This is a genomic window from Micromonospora sp. NPDC005324 (assembly GCF_040607155.1).
GTDB lineage: Bacteria > Actinomycetota > Actinomycetes > Mycobacteriales > Micromonosporaceae > Micromonospora > Micromonospora trifolii.
Window position 1 is genome coordinate 1 of record NZ_JBEXGE010000002.1, and the last position, 20,868, is coordinate 20,868.

The window sequence follows — 20,868 nt, forward strand, 5'->3', positions numbered from 1 at the left end:
CAGCCGGGCGACCGGTTGCGCTCGTGCGTCCAGGAGTACGGGTAGCCCTGCGCCGTCGAACTGGTAGGCGTCCCTGCGCAGCTCGGGCTCCGGCGGAAAACCTGACCTGGTCCAGCCTTTCGGCGGACCCCGTCGGCATCGTGGTTTCCCGGACAGCCAGCTCTGCTCTAGGCGACAATTCCCCCTGAAACGGTCGCATCAGGGGGTCTGGGTATGCCGCACTTTCCGGTCAACCATCCGGCACGGCCGCTCTACCGGGTCCTCTCCGGGCTGATCGGCGTCTACATCCTGGTCTTCGGCGTCTGGGGCGTCGCCGTGACGATCGGGGAACCGCTCTTTGCCCGCAGCAGCACCTGGGCCCTCGGGCTCCGGACCAACCTGGCCTTCTCGCTCGCCTCGGTGATCTTCGGAGTTGTCCTGATCATCGGGGCCTCACGGCGTACCAACCTCGGCCACTACATGAACCTCACAGCGGGTGTGGTGTTCCTGGTGACCAGCATCCTGACGATGTCGGTGCTGCAGACCGGAGCGAACTTTCTCAACTTCTCGATGTCGACAGTCGTGGTGTCGATGCTCTTCGGCCTGATCCTGCTCGGCACCGGCCTCTACGACAAGGTCGGCCCACCGGAATCCGCCGAGGCGGAGTTGGAGCACCGCAAGCACCCGGTGGCCGACGTGCACCGCAGCTGATCGGGGTCAGCGCCGCCGCGCGGTGATCAGCGTTGGCTTCGCCTCCAGGTGTGACAAGCCGTTCCAGGCCAGGTTGACGAGGTGCGCCGCCACCGTCTCCTTGCGCGGCTTACGCACCTCCAACCACCAGCGGCCGGTCAACGCCACCATGCCGACCAGCGCCTGCGAGTACAGCTCGGCGAGCTTCGGGTCGTACCCGCGGCTCTTGTACTCGGCGCCCAGGATGTGCTCGACCTGGTGCGCCACGTCGTTCATGACGCTGCTGAAGGTGGCAGTGCCGGACATCAGCGGCGACTCGCGGACCAGCACCCGGAAACCGCTGGTCTCCTCCTCGATGTAGGTCAGCAGGGCGAGCGCCGCCTGTTCCAGCAGCTCCCGGGGATGCCCGGCGGTCAACGCCGTGGTGATCCGGTCCAACAGGGCCCGGACCTCCCGGTCCACCACCACCGCGTAGAGCCCTTCCTTGCCACCGAAGTGCTCGTACACCACCGGCTTGGAGACCTTGGCGCGGGCCGCCACCTCCTCGATGGAGGTGGCGTCGAAGCCGCGTTCGGCGAAGAGTTGCCGGCCGGTCGCGATCAACTGTTCCCGGCGTTGGGCGGCCGACATGCGGACCCGGGCAGGGGCTTTGGCTTTCGGTGCCGCCGCCGGCGTCGGCGTCGCCCGTCGGCCGTCGACAGCTGCCGCCGCGTCGTCGCTGACCTCAGGCATGTCGCCGCCTCGCTGGCGCTCGGTGACGCCCTGCCGTGGAATGGTGCCTCCGCTGTGCCCGTTCACGTCGTCGCCTCACTGTCGGGCGGTCCGACCACCCTGACGCGCCGTCCGACAGTAGCCGGATCGGACTCGGCCCCCCGTCCGCCGAGCCGCCCGGTCCCCCCGCATGGCTCGGTCACCCGGCCATCCTGCCAGGCGGCATCCTCGTGCACCGCCCGGTTTCAGCGGGGTGCGACCGGCTTCACCAGCTTGGCGGCGAGGCGCTCGGGCTTTGGCCAGCGCACCTGCGTTGCCGCGCCGACCTTCTCGAACAACCAGATCACCCGGGCGGAGATGTCCACCTGACCGCGCAGCACGCCGTGCCGGGCGCTGGTCGGGTCGGCGTGGTGCAGGTTGTGCCAGCTCTCGCCGAACGACAGGATCGCCAGCGGCCAGAAGTTCGACGCGCGGTCGCCCTGGCGCATCGCGAACGGACGCTCACCGTAGACGTGGCACACCGAGTTGATCGCCCAGGTGACGTGGTGCAGGAGGCCGATCCGGACCAGCCCGGCCCAGAAGAACGCGGTCAGCGCGCCCTGCCAGGACCAGGTCACCAGGCCGCCGATCAGCGCCGGGCCGAGCAGCGAGATGAGCACCAACGCGGGGAAGAGTCGATCGACCCGGCTGATGTCCCGGTCGGCGATGAGGTCCGGTGCGAAACGCCCACGGTTGGACAGCTCCCGGCGGAACAGCCAGCCCACGTGTGCGTGGAACAGGCCCCGGGTCAACGCCCAGAAGCTGGTGCCGAAGCGCCACGGCGAGTGCGGGTCACCCTCCAGGTCGGAGAACGCGTGGTGGCGCCGGTGGTCGGCGACCCACTGAATGATCTCGCCCTGGACCGCCAGCGAACCCGCGACCGCCAGAGTCACCCGCAGCCACCGCTTGGCCTTGAACGAGCCGTGCGTGAAGTAGCGGTGGAAGCCGACGGTGATGCCGAGCCCGGAGACGACGTACCAGACCAGGCCGATGATCACGTCGGTCCAGCCCAGCCAGCCGCCCCACGCCACCGGCACGGCGACCAGCAGAGCGACGAAGGGGATCACCACGAAGGCCCAGAGGGCGGCCAGGATGCCGGGGGACTGGCTGCCGTCGGTGAGTGGTTTGGGGCCGGGTGCGGCGGTGTTGGGATCGAGCAGAGCAGTGGACATGGGACCTCGCAGGGGGATGGTAACGATCACGAAGCTACGCCTACGTCACCGTAACTTACGGCACCGTAGATCGCACGGGGAGGTTTCGAATCGCCTTCGCATAACTGCCCGAAGTGGCAGGTCAGCCCCGTCCGGTGGCGGGTACCTGACCGACCTGGGAAGAGGGCGGCCGAGGTGCGGGCCAACCACCCCCGGACTGTCGACGGCATCGATCGCTCGCCGTGCGGCGGGATGAGCGCTGGCGTCCGACGGCCGGGGCGCTAAGGTGTAGCGGCGGGATGTCCATCCCTCGCGCGACGTGCTCGCGTCGCTGATCGGCCGTGGTGTAATTGGCAACACCCGGGTCTTTGGTACCCGTATTTCAGGTTCGAACCCTGGCGGCCGAGCTGCCCACCTACGTCCGTTTTAAGATCCGGTGGGGGTAAGAGGGGAACGTGCCGGGCCTCGCGGCTAGCATGGCCGCGAGAGTGTCCGCCGTCCCGACGGGAGCCACGTCGTGCCCCAGCCCCACCTCCGTACCGTCGTCGTACTTGCCGCCGGTGAGGGCAAGCGGATGAAGTCGACACTGCCCAAGGTGCTGCACCCCCTGCTCGGTCGGACGCTCCTCGGTCACGTGCTGAGCGCCGCCGCCCCGTTGGGCGCCGACCGCACCGTCGTCGTGGTCGGGCACGGCGCCGACCAGGTGCGAGCGCACCTGTCCGAGGTCGCCCCGGACGCCACGCCGGTGCTCCAGGCCGAGCAGCTCGGCACCGGGCACGCCGTGCGGATGGCACTGGAGGCCGTACCGGACGGTGCCGGCACGGTCGTGGTGATCAACGGTGACGTGCCCCTGCTGCGACCCGAGACGGTGGGCGCGTTGGTGACCGCCCACGAGGAGGCCGCCGCGGCGGCCACCGTGCTGGCCGCCGAGGTGCCCGACCCGACCGGCCTCGGGCGGATCGTCCGGGACACCGACGGCCACCTGGAGCAGATCGTCGAGGAACGCGACGCCGACACGACGCAGCGCGCGATTCGGGAGATCAACGCCGGCATCTACGCGTTCGACGCGGTGCGGCTGCGCGAGGCGCTGGGCAAGCTCTCCACCGACAACGACCAGGGCGAGGAGTACCTGACCGACGTCTTCGGTCTGCTCCGTTCCGCCGGCGAGCCGGTGGCGGTGCACGTCGCCGTGGACCACGTCGAGACGCTGGGCTGCAACGACCGGGTGGAGCTGGCCACGCTGCGCCGGCTGCTGCGCGACCGGATCAACGAGGCGTGGATGCGCACCGGGGTGAGCCTGCTCGACCCCGCCACCACCTGGATCGACGTGACTGTCGCGCTGGACCGGGACGCGGTGGTCGACCAGAACACCCAGTTGCGCGGCGGCACCGTTGTCGGCGCGGGCGCGCAGATCGGGCCGGACGTCACCCTGATCGACACGATCGTCGGCCCCGCCGCGTCGGTGGTCCGCAGCCACGCCGTCGGCGCCGAGGTGGGCGCGGGCGCGACCGTCGGGCCGTACGCGTACCTCCGGCCGGCCGCCCAGTTGGCCGAGAAGGCGAAGGTCGGCACGTTCGTCGAGGTGAAGAACTCACAGATCGGCGCCGGCGCGAAGGTGCCGCACCTGACGTACGTCGGCGACGCGACGATCGGCGAGCAGACCAACATCGGCGCCGCGTCGGTCTTCGTGAACTACGACGGGGTCAACAAGCACCGCACGGTGATCGGCAGCCACGCGCGGACGGGTGCGGACAACATGTTCGTGGCACCGGTCGAGGTGGGTGACGGGGCGTACACGGCGGCCGGTTCGGTGATCGTCGACGACGTGCCGCCAGGGGCGATGGGCGTCGCCCGGGCGCGCCAGCGCAACATCGAGGGCTGGGTGGTCAAGCGGCGCGGCGGCACTGCCGCCGCGGACGCGGCGCAGCGGGCCCGCGACGCGAAGGGTGCGTCCGATACGACTGGTGCCGCAAGCCACAGTGAGGCAATCCACGGGGCGACCGAGACGGTGGGCGGCGCATCCGGCGCGGGAGATACTGCAACCGAATAGTCCCCGACCCACCACCACCGGGCCGGGTACCGCCGACATAACGGGAGCAGACGGGCCCATGGGCAGCATCGTCGCCGAAAACCGCAAAAGCCTGATGCTCTTTTCCGGACGTGGCTTTCCGGAGTTGGCCAAGGAGATCGGCGAGGTGCTCGGCGTCGCGCCGACGCCGGCCGACGCGTACGAGTTCGCCAACGGCGAGATCTTCGTACGGTTCAAGGACTCGGTACGTGGTTCGGACGCCTTCGTGGTGCAGTCCGTCACGCACGGGGTGAACACCTGGGTCATGGAGACCCTGATCATGGTGGACGCGCTGAAGCGGGGGTCGGCCAAGCGGATCACCGTGGTGCTGCCGTTCTATCCGTACGCCCGCCAGGACAAGAAGCACCGTGGTCGGGAGCCAATCTCGGCCCGCCTGGTGGCGGACCTGCTGAAGACCGCCGGCGCGAACCGCATCCTCACCGTCGACCTGCACACCGCGCAGATCCAGGGCTTCTTCGACGGCCCGGTGGACCACCTCTTCGCGATGGACATCCTGGCCGAGTACGTGGAGCACAAGTACGCCGGCCGGCCGATGACAGTGGTGGCGCCGGATTCGGGCCGGGTGCGGGTGGCCGAGCGGTGGACCGACCGGCTGGGCGGCTGCCCGCTGGCGTTCATCCACAAGACCCGTGACCCGATGAAGCCGAACCAGGTGGTGGCCAACCGGGTGGTCGGCGAGGTGGAGGGCCGGGTCTGCCTGATCGTCGACGACATGATCGACACCGGGGGCACCATCGCCAAGGCCGCCGACATCCTCAAGGAGTCGGGCGCGGCGGAGATCGTGGTCGCGTCCACCCACGCGCTGCTGTCCGACCCGGCCACCGAGCGGCTGAAGAACAGCTCGATCAGCGAGATCGTGGTGACGAACACCCTGCCGCTCCCGCCGGAGAAGCAGCTGGACAAGCTCACCGTGCTGTCGATCGCGCCGCTGCTGGCGCGGGCGATCCGGGAGGTCTTCGACGACGGCTCGGTGACCACCCTCTTCGGTGGCCTGAGCTGACCCTGAGCCCCGTTTCCGCCACTCGACACGCTGGCGGGGCGGGGCTGGCAAACTGGTGGAAACGGGGCCGGCACGCTGGTGGGAGCACCACCGACGCGCCGGTCTTGAGCCGTGATCGGGGACTGCCGGAAACCCTGGAAACAGCTCGGGTAGACTGGTGCGGTTGCCACGGCGAGGGTGCCCGGCGGGCCGCTGAGAAGCGCCGCACGGAGGCACCGTCATCGACGCGGTGCTCCGGGCAGTCGTTCATGACGCAGAGCCCCAGCGAGCCCCTCGCCCCAGCACCGTTAGACGACAAGCCGCCGCAGCGAAAAGCATCAGGAGTTTCCCCGTGTCCGAGGTAAAGATCAGCGCCGAGCCCCGTACCGAGTTCGGCAAGGGTGGTGCCCGCCGTACCCGCCGGGCCGGCAAGGTGCCCGCCGTGCTGTACGGCCACGGCGAGAAGCCCAAGCACATCGCGCTGCCGTCGCGGGAGTTCGCCGCCGCGATCCGCAAGGGCGGTGCCAACCAGCTCTTCGCGATCGACATCACCGACGGCACCCAGGTGCTGGCGCTGCCGAAGGCGATCCAGCGTGACCCGATCCGCGACTCCTTCGAGCACGTCGACCTCATCCTGGTCCGCCGGGGCGAGAAGGTCACCGTCGACGTCCCGGTCCAGCTGACCGGCGAGGCCGCACGGGACACTCTGATCGTGCACGACCACGACACCCTCTCGGTGACCGCGGACGCCACCAAGGTTCCGGACCACCTCGACGCGTCGATCGAGGGCCTGGAGGCGGGCACCCAGGTGACCGCCGGTGACGTCGAGTTGCCGGCCGGCGTCGAGCTGGCCGTCGACTCGGAGCTGACCGTCGCGTCGATCACCGCCGCCCCGACCGCCGAGCAGCTCGAGGCGACGCTGCCCGAGATCGAGATCGAGACCGCCACCGACGAGGCCGAGGCCGAGGTCGGCGAGACCACCGAGGGCTCCGAGGGCGCGGACACCGAGGCGGCCGCCGAGGCCACCGAGGGGCGCACCGAGGCCTGATCGGTTCGTACCGTGCGACAGGCGTCCCCGAGAGTTCGGGGGCGCCTGTCGGCATATCGGGAGTCGCTGCGTTGGGCGTCGGAAGGGACGGGTCGTGACGGACGAGGCGGGGCCGTGGCTGGTGGTCGGCCTGGGCAACCCGGGTCGGGAGTACGCCGGCAACCGGCACAACGTCGGGTTCATGGTGGCCGAGCTGCTGGCCGGGCGGGTGAGCGCGCGTTTCGGCCGGCACAAACGGGCGGTGGCCGAGGTGGCTGAGGCGCGGCTGGGGTTCGGTGGGCCGAAGCTGGTGCTGGTGAAGCCACTGACGTACATGAACCTGTCCGGCGGGCCGGTAGCGGCGTTGGCACAGTTCTACAAGGTGCCGACGACGCAGGTGATCGCGGTGCATGACGAGCTGGACATCGACTTCGGTCAGGTGCGGATCAAGTTCGGCGGCGGGGAGGGCGGGCACAACGGCCTGCGCTCGATGTCGAAGTCGTTGGGGACGAAGGACTACGCCCGGGTGCGGTTCGGCGTTGGCCGCCCGCCGGGGCGGCAGGACCCGGCGGATTACGTGCTGTCGGATTTTGGCGCGGCCGAGCGCAAGGAGCTCGATTTCCTGGTGGACCGGGCCGCCGACGTGGTGGAGTCGGTGATCACCAAGGGCGTGGAGCCGACCCAGAACCTCTACCACGGCGGCTGAGCCGGGCGGGGCGTACCCGAATCGGAAACGGCGGCCGGTAGTCTGCGCCTTTCGGCGTGCCGCGACCGGCGACGCGAGTCGCGGCGGATCGGCCCGTGCGGGCAGCGCGGCGAGGCGACGGGAGCGGACAGATGAGCAGTCCTCCGATGATCGATGGCGCGTTCGCCCGATGGTTGGCGTCCCGGGCCGGGCAGGCGCTGCTCGACCTGCGCACGGAGATGGGTTTCGCCGACGCGGGCGCGCTGAAGTCGGCCGGGGACAAGGTGTCGCACGACCTGATCCGCACGGAGTTGGCGAAGTGGCGTCCGGGTGACGCGGTGCTCTCCGAGGAGGACGAGGGGTCGCGGTTGGCCTGGGCCGCGGAGGTGAACACCGGAGCGGTGCCGCGGCTGAACGCGGACCGGGTGTGGATCGTCGATCCGTTGGACGGCACCCGGGAGTTCTCCGAGGAGGGCCGCTCGGACTGGGCGGTGCACGTGGCGCTCTGGGCGCGCAACGCGCCGAGTCCGCACGGGCTGGTCGCCGGGGCGGTGGGCTTGCCGGCGCAGCACCGGGTGCTGGGCACGGACTACCCGCCGGCGTACCCGCCGATGACTGTCGAGGCGGCGACGGCCGGCGAGCGGAAGATCCGCCTGGCCGCGAGCCGGAGCCGGCCACCGGTCTTCCTGACCGATCTGGCCGAGGACGTCGGGGCGCACCTGGTGCCGATGGGCTCGGCCGGAGCGAAGATCGCCGCCGTGGTCACCGGCGAGGTGGACGCGTACATCCACGCAGGTGGGCAGTACGAGTGGGACTCGGCGGCCCCGATCGCTGTGGCGACGGCCACCGGACTGCACGCTTCCCGGATCGACGGTTCTGCGCTGAGATACAACGAGGCGGATCCGCGGCTGCCCGACCTCCTGGTCTGCCGCAAGGATCTCGCCACCCGGTTGCTTGCAGCGCTGCAAAAACATTCCGGGTAGCCTGAGCGAACTTTCTTGACATGCCCGACCGGAAAGGTCTGGAAATCGGATGAGCGAGCGAATCGAGCCGGTGTCATGACCACCCCCGCGGCGTACCAGGTCTCCCACCTGGACGCCTTGGAAGCGGAGAGCATCTTCGTGATGCGCGAGGTGGTCGCCGAGATGGAACGCCCGGTGATGCTCTTCTCCGGTGGCAAGGACTCGATCGTCATGCTGCGGCTCGCGCAGAAGGCGTTCGCCCCGGCCAACGTCCCCTTCCCGGTCATGCACGTCGACACCGGGCACAACTTCCCCGAGGTCCTGGAATACCGCGACCAACGGGTCGCCGAGCTGGGGTTGCAGCTCGTGGTGGCGAGCGTGCCGGAGGCACTGGCCAGCGGCATGGTCCGGGAGTCCGGTGACGGCATGCGCAACCGGATCCAGACGCCGGTGCTGCTGGACGCGGTGGAGAAGCACCGCTTCGACGCGCTGTTCGGAGGCGCCCGCCGGGACGAGGAGAAGGCCCGGGCGAAGGAGCGGGTGTTCAGCTTCCGCGACGAGTTCGGTCAGTGGGACCCGAAGAACCAGCGGCCGGAGCTGTGGTCGCTGTACAACGGCCGGCACCACCCGGGCGAGTCGATCCGGGTCTTCCCGCTGTCCAACTGGACTGAGCTGGACGTCTGGCACTACATCGCCCGCGAACGCATCCCGCTGCCGTCGATCTACTACGCGCACGAGCGCGAGGTGATCGAGCGGGACGGCATGTTCTACGCCGTCAACGAGTTCTTCCGCCCCCGCGCGGGTGAGGAGCGGTTCAAGGCGCAGGTGCGCTACCGCACCGTCGGCGACGCCTCCTGCACCGCCGCGGTCCGTTCCGACGCGGACACCGTGGAGAAGGTCATCGAGGAGGTGGCGGCCACCCGGATCACCGAGCGCGGCGCCACCCGTGGTGACGACCGGGTCAGCGAGGCCGCCATGGAGGACCGCAAGCGGGAGGGCTACTTCTGATGGGCACCGAGATCATGGCCGCCGCGGGCGCGGAGGCGCGGGCTGTTACCGGGGCCGGGCCGGAGGCCCGGCCGATGGACCTGCTGCGGTTCGCCACCGCCGGCAGCGTGGACGACGGGAAGTCGACACTGATCGGGCGGCTGCTCTACGACACCAAGTCGCTCTTCACCGACCAACTGGCCGCCGTGGAGGCGGTCAGCGCGGCCCGCGGTGACGAATACACCAACCTGGCGTTGCTCACCGACGGCCTGCGTGCCGAGCGGGAACAGGGCATCACCATCGACGTGGCGTACCGGTACTTCGCCACCCCCCGGCGCAAGTTCATCATCGCCGACACCCCGGGCCACATCCAGTACACCCGCAACATGGTCACTGGCGCATCGACAGCTGACCTGGCGCTGATCCTGGTGGACGCGCGCAAGGGCCTCGTCGAGCAGTCCCGCCGGCACGCGTTCCTCTGCTCCCTGCTGCGGGTGCCGCACCTGGTCCTCTGTGTCAACAAGATGGACCTGGTCGACTGGTCGCAGGAGGTCTACGAGCGGATCGCCGACGAGTTCACCGCGTTCGCGGCGAAGCTCGACGTACCGGACCTGACAGTGGTGCCGGTCTCCGCGTTGCGCGGCGACAACATCGTCACCCGGTCGGACAACATGCCCTGGTACGAGGGCCCGTCGCTGCTGCACCACCTGGAGCGGGTGCACATCGCCAGCGACCGCAACCTGGTCGACGTCCGGTTCCCGGTGCAGTACGTGATCCGTCCGCAGTCCACCACTGTCACCGACTACCGCGGCTACGCCGGCCAGGTCGCCTCCGGCGTGTTGAAGCCGGGCGACGAGGTGATGGTGCTGCCGTCCGGCTTCACCAGCCGGATCGCCGCCGTGGAGACCGCCGATGGGCCGGTCGCGGAGGCGTTCCCGCCGATGTCGGTGACGGTACGACTGGCCGACGAGATCGACATCTCGCGGGGTGACCTGATCTGCCGGCCGAACAACGCACCGGCGGTGGCCCAGGACATCGAGGCGATGGTCTGCTGGATGGACGAGACGGCCCCCCTGCGGGTCGGCGGCCGGTACGCGATCAAGCACACCACCCGCTCGGCGCGGGCGATCGTGCGCGGGCTGCACTACCGGCTGGACATCAACTCCCTGCACCGCGACGAGTCCGCAGACGAACTGCGGCTCAACGAGATCGGCCGGGTGCGACTGCGCACCACGGTGCCGCTGCTGGCCGACGAGTACCGCCGTAACCGCACCACCGGCGGCTTCGTCATCATCGACGAGGCGACCAACCGCACGGTGGGCGCCGCCATGATCGTCGAAGCCAGCTGACCAACCCGCCCGCGCCGGCCCGGCCCGCCCGCCCCGATCCCGACCGGTGGTCAAGAGGTTTGCGTCAGTTCGAGCCCGAATCCTGACGCAAACCTCTTGATCATCGGCTGAGGCGGGTGGGTTGGGGCAGGAGGCTAGAGGAGGCGGGTGGCGCCGGGGGAGGGGAGGACCGTCACGGTGGCGGGGGCGGTGAAACCTCGTTGCGCGTACGCGTCGGTCACGGCGGTGGCTACCGCGTCGGCGCGGCCGGCCTCGATCAGCGCGAGCACGCAGCCGCCGAAGCCGCCGCCGGTCATGCGGGCGCCCAGCGCGCCGGCCGCCAACGCCGCCTCGACCGCTGTGTCGATCTCCGGCACGGTTATCTCGAAATCGTCGCGCATCGAGACGTGGGAGGCGGTCAGCAACGGGCCGATGTCGCGGACCCGGGCGGCGCGGAGCAGCGCCACGGTGTCCAGTACGCGCTGGTCCTCGGTCACCACGTGCCGGACCCGTCGCCGGGTCTCCTCGTCGTCAAGTTGTGCCAAAGCGGCATCGAGCTGGTCGACGCCCACGTCCCGCAGCGCGGCAACGCCGAGCGCGCTGGCCCCGGCCTCGCAGGAGCGGCGGCGGGCCGCGTACTCCCCGTCGGCGTGGCGGTGCGGCGCCCGGCTGTCGATGACCAGCACAGCCAACCCGTCGGCGTCCAGGTCGAACGGGATGTGCTCGACCGACTCGTCGCGACAGTCGAGGAAGAGGGCGTGCCCAGCGCGGCAACGGATCGCCGCGGACTGGTCCATGATGCCGGTCGGCGCGCCCACGTAGACGTTCTCCGCCCGTTGCGCCAGCCGGGGTTGCAGTTCCGGGGCGAGCTCCAGCCCGCCGAGGTCCAGCAGGGCAGCCAGCACTGCCGACTCCAGCGCGGCCGAGGAGGAGAGCCCGGCGCCCAGCGGCACGTCGGAGGCGATCGCCAGCCGGGCGCCGGGCACCGGGTGGCCGGCCTCGCGCAGCGCCCAGACCACACCCGCGACGTACGCGCCCCAGCCGGTGACTCGACCGGGCTCGGCGACGTCGTCCGCGCCGAAGGTGATCGCCTCGCCGGAGAGCTCGGACCAGACCGTCCAGTGCTCCCCGTCCTGCCGGTCGGCAGCGACGACGGTGCGCATCGGCAGCGCGAACGGCAGCACGAACCCTTCGTTGTAGTCGGTGTGCTCACCGATCAGGTTGACCCGGCCCGGGGCCCCCCAGCGGCCGGCAGCCTCGCCACCGAACTGCGCGGAGAAGCCGGCGGCAGCCCGCTCGGCGACGTCACCGCTCGGGTCGGTCACAGTGCCTCCTTCGTTCGCGACTGCGGGGCTCGCAAACCCGGCTCACTCCTCGCGCTCACAGTGCCCCCAGGATGTGTGTGCGGTAGAACGCCCAGGCATCCCCGACCATGTCGTGCAGGGTCGGCTTCTGCGGCACCCAGCCCAGCTCCTCGCGGGCCAGCTCGGAGGACGCGACCAACTCGGCCGGGTCGCCCTCGCGGCGCGGCGCGACCTCGACGGGCAACTGGTGCCCGGTGACCTCGCGGACCACGTCGACGACCTGGCGGTTGGTGAAGCCGTTGCCGTTGCCCAGGTTGTAGATCCGGTGCTGGCCGCTGGTGGCCGCGTCCAGCGCCAGCAGATGCGCGCGGGCCAGGTCGGCGACGTGGATGTAGTCGCGGACGCAGGTGCCGTCCACGGTGGGGTAGTCGTCGCCGAAGAGCTGGAGCTTCTCCCGCCGGCCGGCGGCGACGTCCAGCGCGATCGGGATCAGGTGCGTCTCCGGGTCGTGCCGCTCGCCGAGGGTGATGTCGCCGTCGAGGTGGGCGCCGGCCACGTTGAAGTAGCGCAGCGACACGGCGGCCAGCCCGTGCGCGATCGCCTCGGAGGTGAGTGCCATGTCGACGGCGAGTTTGGTGGCGCCGTACGTGTTGGTGGGTGCCTTGACCGCGATTTCGGTGATGGGCAGCTCGGTGGGGTTGCCGTAGACGGCGGCGGTGGAGGAGAAGACCATCCGGCGCACCCCGGCGGCCCGGACCGCGTCGATCAGGGCGAGCGTGCCGATGGTGTTGTTCTGCCAGTACAGCTCCGGCTTGACCATCGACTCGCCGGCGGCGATCAGGGCGGCGAAGTGCAGCACCCCGTCGAACCCGGCGTCCGCGGTGACGACCTGGGCGGCGTCGTGGATGGACGCCTCCACGTGGGTGGCGTCCGGGGCGAGGGCCTCACGGTGGCCGGTGCGTAGGTCGTCCAGGATGACCACCTGGTGACCCGCGTCCAGCAGCATCCGGGTCACCACGCTCCCGATGAAGCCGGCGCCCCCGGTGACGAGCAGTTTCACGTCGTTGCCTCCTGCCTGGCCCGCCCGGGACGTGGCCCTTCGGTGATCACACTAGGGCGGTGGCCGGCGCTCTCGCCGTTACCACCGTCAACCCCATTCCATCATAATCTCTCATGATTAAACAGAGCCGAACATCTGTCCGCCGCTCCACGTGATCCCCGGTGCGGTGGGCTCACGGTGTCTACCATCTCTGTCATGCGGGAAGCGGCCCGTACCGGGCTCCGTCGACACGCGCGGGCACACCCCCGCCGTGACCCTGGCCCGCTCGCCCGGGCCGTCGCCCGGGTGCTGGTTCGCGCCGCGGACGGCGCCACCCGACTCGTCACCGATCTGCTCGGGACCGGTCCGACAGCCGGCCGGGAGCACATCTCCGAGGCCGATCTGCGGGATCTGGTCGCGGCCAACAGGGTTCTCGACCCGGACGAGCGGCGGATCATCGACGAGGTCCTGGTGGCCGGTGCCAGTCTGATCCGCGAGGTGATGATGCCGCGCACCGAGGTGGTCTTCCTCCCGGCGCGGCTGACCATCGTCGAAGCCGCCCGGCTGGTCCGCGCCGAGACGCACACCCGCTACCCGGTCACCGACGGCACGCACGACGACGTGATCGGCTTCGTGCATCTCCGTGACGTGCTGCTGCGCCCGGACGCCGACCCGTGCGTCACCGTCGGCGAGCTGGCCCGGGAGGTGAAGCGGCTCCCGGGCAGCAAACGGGTGCTCGCCGCGCTGACCGAGATGCGCCGGGAGGGCCAGCACCTCGCGGTGGTGGTCGACGAGTACGGCGGCACGGCCGGGATCGTCACCCTGGAGGATCTCATCGAGGAGTTGATCGGCGAGATCCACGACGAGTACGACGCCACTCCGGACCCGGTGCACGCCGGCCTGCCCGCCGTGGTGGACGGCCGCCTCAACCTCGCCGACTTCGCCGAGCGGACCGGTGTGGCACTACCCGCCGGACCGTACGAGACGGTGGGCGGGTTCGTCATGGCCGCGCTGGGTCGGCTCCCGGTGACCGGCGACGAGGTGCCGGTGCCGGGTGAGCCCGCCGAGGTCGGCGCGCCCGATCCGGCCGAGCAGCCGGCCGGCTGGCTGCTGCGGGTGCTCACGTTGGACGGCCGCCGGGTTGCCCAACTGGCCGTGTCCGCCGCCCGCACCACCGAGCAGCGCCCCGAGCAGAGCACCGGGCCTCGCCGCGAGTACGACGCCGCGTCGGCCTCGGCGGGCGGCCCCGAGCAGGCTCCGGAGGCGATGGCGGGGCAGCATCGCCGGGTCGCGGTCGGGCCGACGCGCCGGGTCGGCGCGGGCGAACCACGCGAGGTCAGCACCCCGGCACCGGCGGGCCGGAGCCGACCCGCCGGCCCGTCATGACGGACCGGGTTGCTTGCTGACAGAATTATCGCCATGTCCGACGTTCCCGCCCGGCCCCGCGTCTTCTCCGGCATCCAGCCGACAGCCGACTCGTTCCACCTCGGCAACTATCTCGGCGCGGTGCGGCACTGGGTGGCGCTTCAGGACACCCACGACGCGTTCTACTGCGTGGTGGACCTGCACGCCATCACCGCTGGGCACGATCCGGCGCTGCTGCGCCAGCGGACCCGGGTGGCGGCGGCCCAGCTCTTCGCGGTCGGGCTCGACCCGGAACGCAGCACCCTGTTCGTCCAGTCGCAGGTGCCCGAGCACCCGCAGTTGGCCTGGGTGCTCGGCTGCATCACCGGCTTCGGCGAGGCCAGCCGGATGACCCAGTTCAAGGACAAGTCGCAGAAGCAGGGTAACGAGCGGGCCAGCGTCGGGCTGTTCACCTACCCGGTCCTCCAGGCCGCCGACATCCTGCTCTACCAGGCCAACGCGGTGCCGGTCGGCGAGGACCAGCGCCAGCACCTGGAGCTCTCCCGGGATCTGGCCCAGCGCTTCAACTCGCTGTTCGGCGCGACGTTCACGGTGCCCGCGCCGCACATCGTCAAGGACACTGCCAAGATCACCGACTTGCAGGACCCGACCGCGAAGATGTCGAAGTCGTCGTCCTCGCCGGCCGGCATCATCGACCTGCTGGACGATCCGGCCCGGTCCGCGAAGAAGATCCGTTCGGCGGTGACCGACACCGGTCGGGAGATCGTCTTCGACGCCGAGACCAAGCCGGGCGTGTCCAACCTGTTGACCATCCACTCGGCGCTCAGCGGCCGCAGCATCGACGAGCTGGTGGCCGCGTACGCGGGCCGCGGCTACGGCGATCTGAAGAAGGAGTTGGCCGAGGTGGTGACGGACTTCGTCCGGCCGATCCAGGAGCGCACCCGCGCCTACCTCGACGACCCGGCGCAGTTGGACAAGCTTCTCGCGGCCGGCGCGGAGAAGGCCCGTGCGGTGGCCGCGACGACCCTGCGGTCCGCGTACGAGCGGGTCGGGTTCTTCCCGCCCGTGCGCGGCGAGTAGCTCCGCGGTACAGGTGGACGGCTCGGTGGTCGGAGGGGCGGCGCGAAGCGTGGATCGCAGTGGCGGGGTGCCGCCGACCGGCGACACCATCCAGATCGGCATCGCGGTGGACATCCCCGAGCCGTGGGGTGCCCTGCTCACCCGGCGGCGGGTCGAGGCCGGTGACCCGCTGGCGGTGCCCGCGCACGTGACGTTGCTCGGGCCCACCGAGATCCGGACGGCCAACCTGCCGGCGGTCGAGCGGCACCTGGCCGCCGTCGCCGCCGCGCACCTGCCGTTCACACTGCACCTGCGGGGCACCGGCACGTTCCGTCCGGTCACCCAGGTGGTGTTCGTCGCGGTGGCCGCCGGGATCAGCGAGTGCGAGCTGCTGGCCGCGGCCATCGCCGCGGCGCCGGGCCTGCACCGCGAACTCCGGTTCCCGTACCATCCGCACGTCACAGTGGCTCAAGACGTGGCACCGGAGGCCCTGGACAAGGTGTACGAGGATCTGGCCGACTTCTCCGCGATGTTCGAGGTCGACGGGTTCACCCTCTTCTCGCACAGCGGGCAGGCCAGGTGGCAGCCGCGTCGGGACTTCTGCCTCGGCAACTGAAGCGCCGGCAACCGAACCGTCGGCAACCGAACCGCCAGCACCTGAAGCGTCGGCGACGCGCCGGCCGGCGAGCATCGGGAGCCGGTTGCCACTACAGCGGTGGGAGATCGGCGAGGATGATCGCGTGAACGTGATCGGCCGGATCGAGGCGGGCATCGACCGCTGGGTGAGCGCCGCGCGCCACCGGTCGGGGCTCTTCGATCATGTGTGGCGGGCCGGCGTGCTGTACGGCGAGGTGCTGGCCGGCCGGTTGGCCGCCGCGATCGCCTACTACGGCTTCTTCGCGGTGTTCGCCCTCGCCCTGGTGGCGTTCTCCATCTTCGGCGCGATCCTGGAGGACAACGACGAGGTCAGCGCGGCGGCGGCCGACTTCCTCAAGGAGAATCTGCCGTTCCTGGACGCCGAGCAGATCGCCAACTCCAGCGGCACTGTCGGCGTGGTCGGCCTGGTCATCCTGGTCTTCACCGGGATCGGTTGGGTGGAGGCCATCCGGTCCTCGCAGCGGCTGATGTACCAGCTCAACCAGCAGCCGGGCAATCTGGTGGTGCGGCGGCTCGTCGACCTGGGCGTGATGATCGGCGTCTTCGTGCTGCTCGGCGTCTCGGTCGCGGCGGTGGACGCGTTGGAGTCGCTGCTGCGTTTCCTGCTGCGCAGCACCGGGTCGGTGGGTCTGACCACCATCAGCGCGGTGCTCAGCGTGCTGGTCAACACAGTGCTCGCCACCGCGTTGCTGCTGGCCGTGCCCCGGCTGCGGATGAGCCGGTCCCGGCTGCGCCCGGTGGTGCTGCTGGTGGCGATCGGTATCACGCTGCTGAACACCGTAGGGCGCTACTACGTGGTGCGGACCGAGCGGAACCCGGCGTACACCGTGGTTGCCGGCGCCGTCGGTCTGCTGCTCTACCTCTACCTGCTCAACCAGTTGGTGCTGTTCGGCGCGGCGCTCCTGGCGACCAGCAGCAACGGCCGAGTGGTGGACCTGGCGGAAACCCCCGCGCCACCGAAGGATGTCGAGGAGGGCATCGACCCCGGTACGCCGGGCGGTGCGGGCTGATGACGGAAGGCGCACAGGTGCTGATCTCGGTCGATTCGGACTCGTCGGTGCCCCCGTACGAGCAGGTGCGCGTGCAGCTCGCCGAGCTGATCGGCGACGGCCGGTTGCCGGTGGGCAGCCGACTGCCGACCGTTCGGCAGCTCGCCGCCGACCTGCGGTTGGCCGCGAACACCGTGGCCCGCGCCTACCGGGAGTTGGAGGCGGCCGGGCTGCTGGAGACCCGGGGGCGCAACGGCACCTTCGTCGCCCCCGGACGGGACGACGCCGTCGACCGGTTGCAACGCGCGGCGGCCGGCTACGCGGCGGAGGCGGCTCGGCTCGGCGTGCCGACGGCCACCGCGCTCGCCCTGGTCCGCGCCGCCCTGGACGCCGTCCGCCCCGGCTGACCGGCCGCCGATCGACAGTCGGACGGGCGATAACTGAGCAGAACGGCGTCGGCGCTCGCGTTCGCGGACCATGATGAGCTGGTGGGCGCACTCATGACACTGGACCTGCCGGCGGACTCACCGCTCCTCGGCCTGCCGTGGATCATCACCTTCGGTCCGCTCGGTGATCTCGACGAGTGGGAGCCGGTGGTCTGCGGGCCGTACGAGCGGCCGCACGCGTTGGCCCTGGCCGAGGCGGTGGTGGCCGAGGAGCAACTGATGGCCGTGGTGGAGCCGTTGCTGCCGGCGCTGTCCGCCGACGAGATCCGCAGCGAGATCGCCGCCGCGCAGGTCGCCGCCGAGGACGAGGCCCGCCAGGTGGAGGGGGCCGACCTGTACGGGGACTTCGAGGACGTGATCGACGAGGAGTTGGACGCGGCAGCCGACGAGGCCGGCCACGGTGAGCCCGCCGAACCGCCGGACGAGGCCGAGGTCCGCGCCGGTTTCACCAGGATCGCGGCGTTGCTCACCGCGAAGTGACGACCTGAGTTGCTGTACACGGACACCGGCGCCACGCGGAGCGGACTCCGCGCGGCGCCGGTGGCACCTCACCCCCCACCACAAGGGGTCGGTAGCCCAGTCGCCCGTCGGCGCGGGGCACGACGAACGACCAGGTCGAGAACGAGTTACCCGTTCAGGGCCGTTCCAACCAGACTGCCGCGTCGATTGGCAGCAGTTGACCGGAGCCCTGTTCGGTGAGCTCGTCACTGGCAACGAGCGGCTGACCGTGCCCGTCGATCAGGACCGGAGCGCCGCTGAAGTTGACCACGCAGGTCAGCACCGTCGCGCCGGTGGAGCGGGAGAAGGCCAGCACGCCCGGCTCGCTCTCCCGCCAGGTGACCCCGTCGGCGTCGAGGGCGAGCGCGGGATGGACGTGGCGGATCCGCAGCGCGGCCCGGTACAGCTCCAGGGTCGAGCCGGGCACGTCGGTCTGCGCGGTGACGGACAGCGCCTGCCAGAGGCCCGGGGCGGGTAGCCAGCTCAGCTCGCTGCCGGCCGGCCCGAAGCCGTACGGGGCCAGTTCGCCGCTCCACGGGATGGGCACCCGGCAGCCGTCGCGGCTCTCGCCGGTGCGCAGGAACGCCGGATCCTGGCGCAGCTCGTCGGGGAGGTCGAGGACCTCCGGCAGGCCCAGTTCCTCGCCCTGGTAGAGGTAGGCGCAGCCGGGCAGGGCGAGCATCAGCAGGCTGGCGGCCCGGGCTCGGCGCAGCCCTTCGACGCCGTCGCCGTACCGGGTGACGTGCCGCTGCTTGTCGTGGTTGGACAGCACCCAGGTGGTCGGCGCCCCGACGACTGTCGCCTCGGCCAACGCGGTGTCGATCACCTTGCGGAACGAGTCGGCCGACCAGGTGGCGTCGAGGAAGTCGAAGCTGAACGCCTGGTGCAACTCGTCCGGGCCGATGTAGCGGGCCAAGCGTTGCGGGGTCTCGGCCCACGCCTCGGCGACCGCCATCCGGCCGCCCGGGTAGCTGTCCAGGATGGGCCGCCAGGCCCGGTAGATTTCGTGCACCTCGTCCTGGTCGAAGTACGGCAACCGACCCTTGCCGAGCAGTTCGACCTGGCGCTGGCCGGTGGTCGTCGAGCTGAAGCCGACGTCCGGCAGCCCTTCCGCCTTGATCATGCCGTGCGCCACGTCGACGCGGAATCCGTCGACGCCCCGGTCCAGCCAGAACCGCAGGACGTCCTCGAACTCGGCGCGGACCTCCGGGTGGCGCCAGTTCAGGTCCGGCTGCGACCTGTCGAACAGGTGCAGGTACCACTGACCGTCAGCGGTCCGGGTCCAGGCGGGGCCGCCGAAGATGCTCTCCCAGTCGTTCGGAGGCAACTCGCCGTGCGCGCCCTGGCCGTCGGCGAAGAGGTAGCGGGCCCGCTCCGGTGAGCCGGGGCCGGCGGCGAGCGCGGCGATGAACCAGTGGTGCGCGCTGGAGGTGTGGTTGGGCACCAGGTCGACGATGATCCGCAGGCCGTCAGCGTGCGCGTCGGTGATCATCGCGTCGAAGTCGGCGAGGGTGCCGAACATCGGGTCGACGTTCCGGTAGTCGGCCACGTCGTACCCGCCGTCGATCATCGGCGAGGTGTAGAAGGGGGTCAGCCAGAGCGCGTCCACCCCGAGGTCGCGCAGGTACGGCAGGCGCTGCCGGATGCCCTGGAGGTCGCCGGTGCCGTCGCCGTCGCTGTCGGCGAAGCTGCGGACGTACACCTGGTAGACGACCGCGGAGCGCCACCAGTCGTCGTCGGTGGCGTGCGGCGGGGTGGCGGTGCTGATCATTCGAGCAATATGCCGGCCCGCCGCTGCAAGAGTCAAGCAGATCTTGCGTAAGAAAGGCGGGCGGAACTCGGCGCGACAGCTGTGGAACCGCGCACCACCAGCTCCGGACGGAACAGGTACTCCGAGTGCGGGGCGCCGTGCCCGTTGATCTCGTCCACCAGGGCCCGGACGGCGGCCACCGCCATCGCGGTGACCGGTTGCCGCATCGTGGTCAGCGGCGGGTCGGTGAAGGCCATCAGCGGGGAGTCGTCGTAGCCGACCACGGAGAGGCCGTCGGGGACGTTGAGGCCGCGTTGGCGGGCGGCCCGGATCGCGCCGAGCGCCATCAGGTCCGAGCCGCAGACCACGCCGGTGACGCCGCGGTCCAGCAGGCGTCCGGCCGCCGCCTCGCCACCCTCCACTCCGAACAGTGACAGCTCGGCCAGCGGACCCAGGTCGGCCTCGGCGACGCCGGCCAGTCGGGTCATCGCGGAGCGCCAGCCGGCCACCTTGCGCTGCACCGGGACGAACCGGTTCGGGCCGGTGATCAGGCCGATCCGCCGGTGCCCAAGCGCGACCAGGTGGGCGACGGCCAGCTCGGCCGCCTCCCGGTCGTCGCAGGAGACGAAGGGCGCGCCGATGCCGGGCACGTACCCGTTGATCATCACGACCGGCAACGGCCGGGCGAGCAGCGCCCGGTAGCGGTCGTGGTTGGCGGCCGTGTCGGCGTGCAGGCCGGAGACGAAGACGATCCCGGAGACCTGCCGGTCCAGCAGCATCTCCACGTACTCGTCCTCGGTCACGCCGCCGGCGGTCTGGGTGCAGAGCACCGGGGTGAACCCGCTCTGCGCCAGTGTGGACTCGATGACCTGTGCGAAGGCGGGGAAGATCGGGTTGTCCAGCTCCGGCACCACCAGGCCGACCAGCCCGGCGCTGCGCTTACGCAGCCGGGCCGGGCGCTCGTACCCGAGCACGTCGAGGGCGGTGAGGACGGCCTGCCGGGTCTCCGGGGCCACGCCGGGGCGGTCGTTGAGCACCCGCGACACCGTGGCCTCGCTGACTTCGGCCTGCTGGGCGATGTCGGACAGTCGAGCGCGCATGGCGGCACTTTAGCCCACCGGCAAGTTCTTGCGG

Annotated in this window: 19 protein-coding genes, 1 tRNA gene and 1 pseudogene; 15 read left to right on the forward strand and 6 right to left on the reverse strand. The window is 70.8% G+C overall.

Features of this window, described 5'->3' with window-relative positions; genetic code table 11:
• Nucleotides 1-213: 213 nt before the first annotated feature.
• On the forward strand, nt 214-690 hold the full coding sequence (locus tag ABZS40_RS02020; RefSeq protein WP_354940893.1) for a DUF4383 domain-containing protein: 477 nt from the start codon (nt 214-216) through the stop codon (nt 688-690).
• 6 nt (nt 691-696) lie between these two features.
• On the opposite strand, the gene ABZS40_RS02025 is transcribed toward ABZS40_RS02020, so the two are convergent.
• The gene (locus ABZS40_RS02025; protein ID WP_354940896.1) at nt 697-1,401 is read right to left on the reverse strand and encodes a TetR/AcrR family transcriptional regulator; all 705 of its coding nucleotides are present in this window, start codon (nt 1,399-1,401) and stop codon (nt 697-699) included.
• 224 nt (nt 1,402-1,625) lie between these two features.
• Complete coding sequence (locus ABZS40_RS02030; RefSeq protein ID WP_354940899.1) at nt 1,626-2,591, reverse strand: acyl-CoA desaturase; 966 nt, start codon at nt 2,589-2,591, stop codon at nt 1,626-1,628.
• 314 nt (nt 2,592-2,905) lie between these two features.
• Here ABZS40_RS02030 and ABZS40_RS02035 point away from each other — a divergent pair.
• The 8 genes from ABZS40_RS02035 (at nt 2,906) to ABZS40_RS02070 (ending at nt 10,648) form a co-directional block, all read left to right on the forward strand.
• Nucleotides 2,906-2,977 (forward strand) — tRNA-Gln (locus tag ABZS40_RS02035).
• 110 nt (nt 2,978-3,087) lie between these two features.
• Nucleotides 3,088-4,620: a bifunctional UDP-N-acetylglucosamine diphosphorylase/glucosamine-1-phosphate N-acetyltransferase GlmU gene (gene glmU / locus ABZS40_RS02040; RefSeq protein WP_354940902.1), complete on the forward strand. Its 1,533-nt coding sequence runs from the start codon at nt 3,088-3,090 to the stop codon at nt 4,618-4,620.
• 58 nt (nt 4,621-4,678) lie between these two features.
• A complete protein-coding gene (locus tag ABZS40_RS02045; RefSeq protein WP_030329105.1) occupies nt 4,679-5,659 on the forward strand; it encodes a ribose-phosphate diphosphokinase in 981 nt (326 codons plus the stop codon).
• A gap of 331 nt (nt 5,660-5,990) precedes the next feature.
• Nucleotides 5,991-6,686: a 50S ribosomal protein L25/general stress protein Ctc gene (locus tag ABZS40_RS02050; RefSeq protein ID WP_354940905.1), complete on the forward strand. Its 696-nt coding sequence runs from the start codon at nt 5,991-5,993 to the stop codon at nt 6,684-6,686.
• A 94-nt stretch (nt 6,687-6,780) separates the two neighbouring features.
• Nucleotides 6,781-7,371 carry an aminoacyl-tRNA hydrolase gene (gene pth, locus ABZS40_RS02055; protein ID WP_266303711.1) on the forward strand — a complete coding sequence of 197 codons (591 nt, stop codon included), beginning with the start codon at nt 6,781-6,783 and terminating at the stop codon, nt 7,369-7,371.
• A 131-nt stretch (nt 7,372-7,502) separates the two neighbouring features.
• Nucleotides 7,503-8,333 (forward strand): 3'(2'),5'-bisphosphate nucleotidase CysQ, encoded by an 831-nt coding sequence (locus ABZS40_RS02060; RefSeq protein ID WP_354940909.1) that lies wholly within the window; start codon nt 7,503-7,505, stop codon nt 8,331-8,333.
• A gap of 75 nt (nt 8,334-8,408) precedes the next feature.
• Complete coding sequence (cysD, locus tag ABZS40_RS02065; protein ID WP_091394617.1) at nt 8,409-9,320, forward strand: sulfate adenylyltransferase subunit CysD; 912 nt, start codon at nt 8,409-8,411, stop codon at nt 9,318-9,320.
• Nucleotides 9,320-10,648, forward strand: a complete 1,329-nt coding sequence (locus ABZS40_RS02070) for a GTP-binding protein (protein WP_354940912.1) — start codon at nt 9,320-9,322, stop codon at nt 10,646-10,648. Before cysD ends, ABZS40_RS02070 begins: the two co-directional genes overlap by 1 nt.
• Nucleotides 10,649-10,782: 134 nt before the next feature.
• Here ABZS40_RS02070 and galK read toward each other — a convergent pair whose 3' ends face one another.
• Together galK and galE are read right to left on the reverse strand one after the other, a co-directional pair.
• On the reverse strand, nt 10,783-11,952 hold the full coding sequence (gene galK, locus ABZS40_RS02075; protein WP_354940915.1) for a galactokinase: 1,170 nt from the start codon (nt 11,950-11,952) through the stop codon (nt 10,783-10,785).
• Nucleotides 11,953-12,007: 55 nt separating this feature from the next.
• Entirely contained in the window at nt 12,008-12,991 is a 984-nt protein-coding gene (gene galE / locus ABZS40_RS02080) for a UDP-glucose 4-epimerase GalE (protein ID WP_354940918.1), read from the reverse strand.
• 195 nt (nt 12,992-13,186) lie between these two features.
• Here galE and ABZS40_RS02085 point away from each other — a divergent pair.
• The 6 genes and pseudogenes from ABZS40_RS02085 to ABZS40_RS02110 all read left to right on the forward strand — a co-directional run.
• Nucleotides 13,187-14,140 (forward strand): annotated as a pseudogene (locus ABZS40_RS02085) (hemolysin family protein); the annotation flags it as partial.
• A gap of 249 nt (nt 14,141-14,389) precedes the next feature.
• Nucleotides 14,390-15,415, forward strand: a complete 1,026-nt coding sequence (trpS, locus tag ABZS40_RS02090; protein WP_124820377.1) for a tryptophan--tRNA ligase — start codon at nt 14,390-14,392, stop codon at nt 15,413-15,415.
• A gap of 25 nt (nt 15,416-15,440) precedes the next feature.
• Nucleotides 15,441-16,010, forward strand: a complete 570-nt coding sequence (locus ABZS40_RS02095; RefSeq protein WP_354940921.1) for a 2'-5' RNA ligase family protein — start codon at nt 15,441-15,443, stop codon at nt 16,008-16,010.
• 124 nt (nt 16,011-16,134) lie between these two features.
• Nucleotides 16,135-17,061, forward strand: coding sequence for a YhjD/YihY/BrkB family envelope integrity protein (locus tag ABZS40_RS02100; RefSeq protein WP_354940924.1), 927 nt, complete (start codon nt 16,135-16,137; stop codon nt 17,059-17,061).
• Nucleotides 17,061-17,447 carry a GntR family transcriptional regulator gene (locus tag ABZS40_RS02105; RefSeq protein ID WP_354940927.1) on the forward strand — a complete coding sequence of 129 codons (387 nt, stop codon included), beginning with the start codon at nt 17,061-17,063 and terminating at the stop codon, nt 17,445-17,447. Before ABZS40_RS02100 ends, ABZS40_RS02105 begins: the two co-directional genes overlap by 1 nt.
• A gap of 81 nt (nt 17,448-17,528) precedes the next feature.
• Entirely contained in the window at nt 17,529-17,966 is a 438-nt protein-coding gene (locus ABZS40_RS02110; protein WP_091394593.1) for a hypothetical protein, read from the forward strand.
• Between the two features lie 154 nt (nt 17,967-18,120).
• Here the strand turns inward: ABZS40_RS02110 and ABZS40_RS02115 are convergent, their stop codons facing one another.
• Nucleotides 18,121-19,755, reverse strand: coding sequence for a glycoside hydrolase family 13 protein (locus tag ABZS40_RS02115; protein ID WP_354940930.1), 1,635 nt, complete (start codon nt 19,753-19,755; stop codon nt 18,121-18,123).
• A gap of 32 nt (nt 19,756-19,787) precedes the next feature.
• Entirely contained in the window at nt 19,788-20,834 is a 1,047-nt protein-coding gene (locus ABZS40_RS02120) for a LacI family DNA-binding transcriptional regulator (RefSeq protein ID WP_354940933.1), read from the reverse strand.
• Nucleotides 20,835-20,868 lie beyond the last annotated feature (34 nt).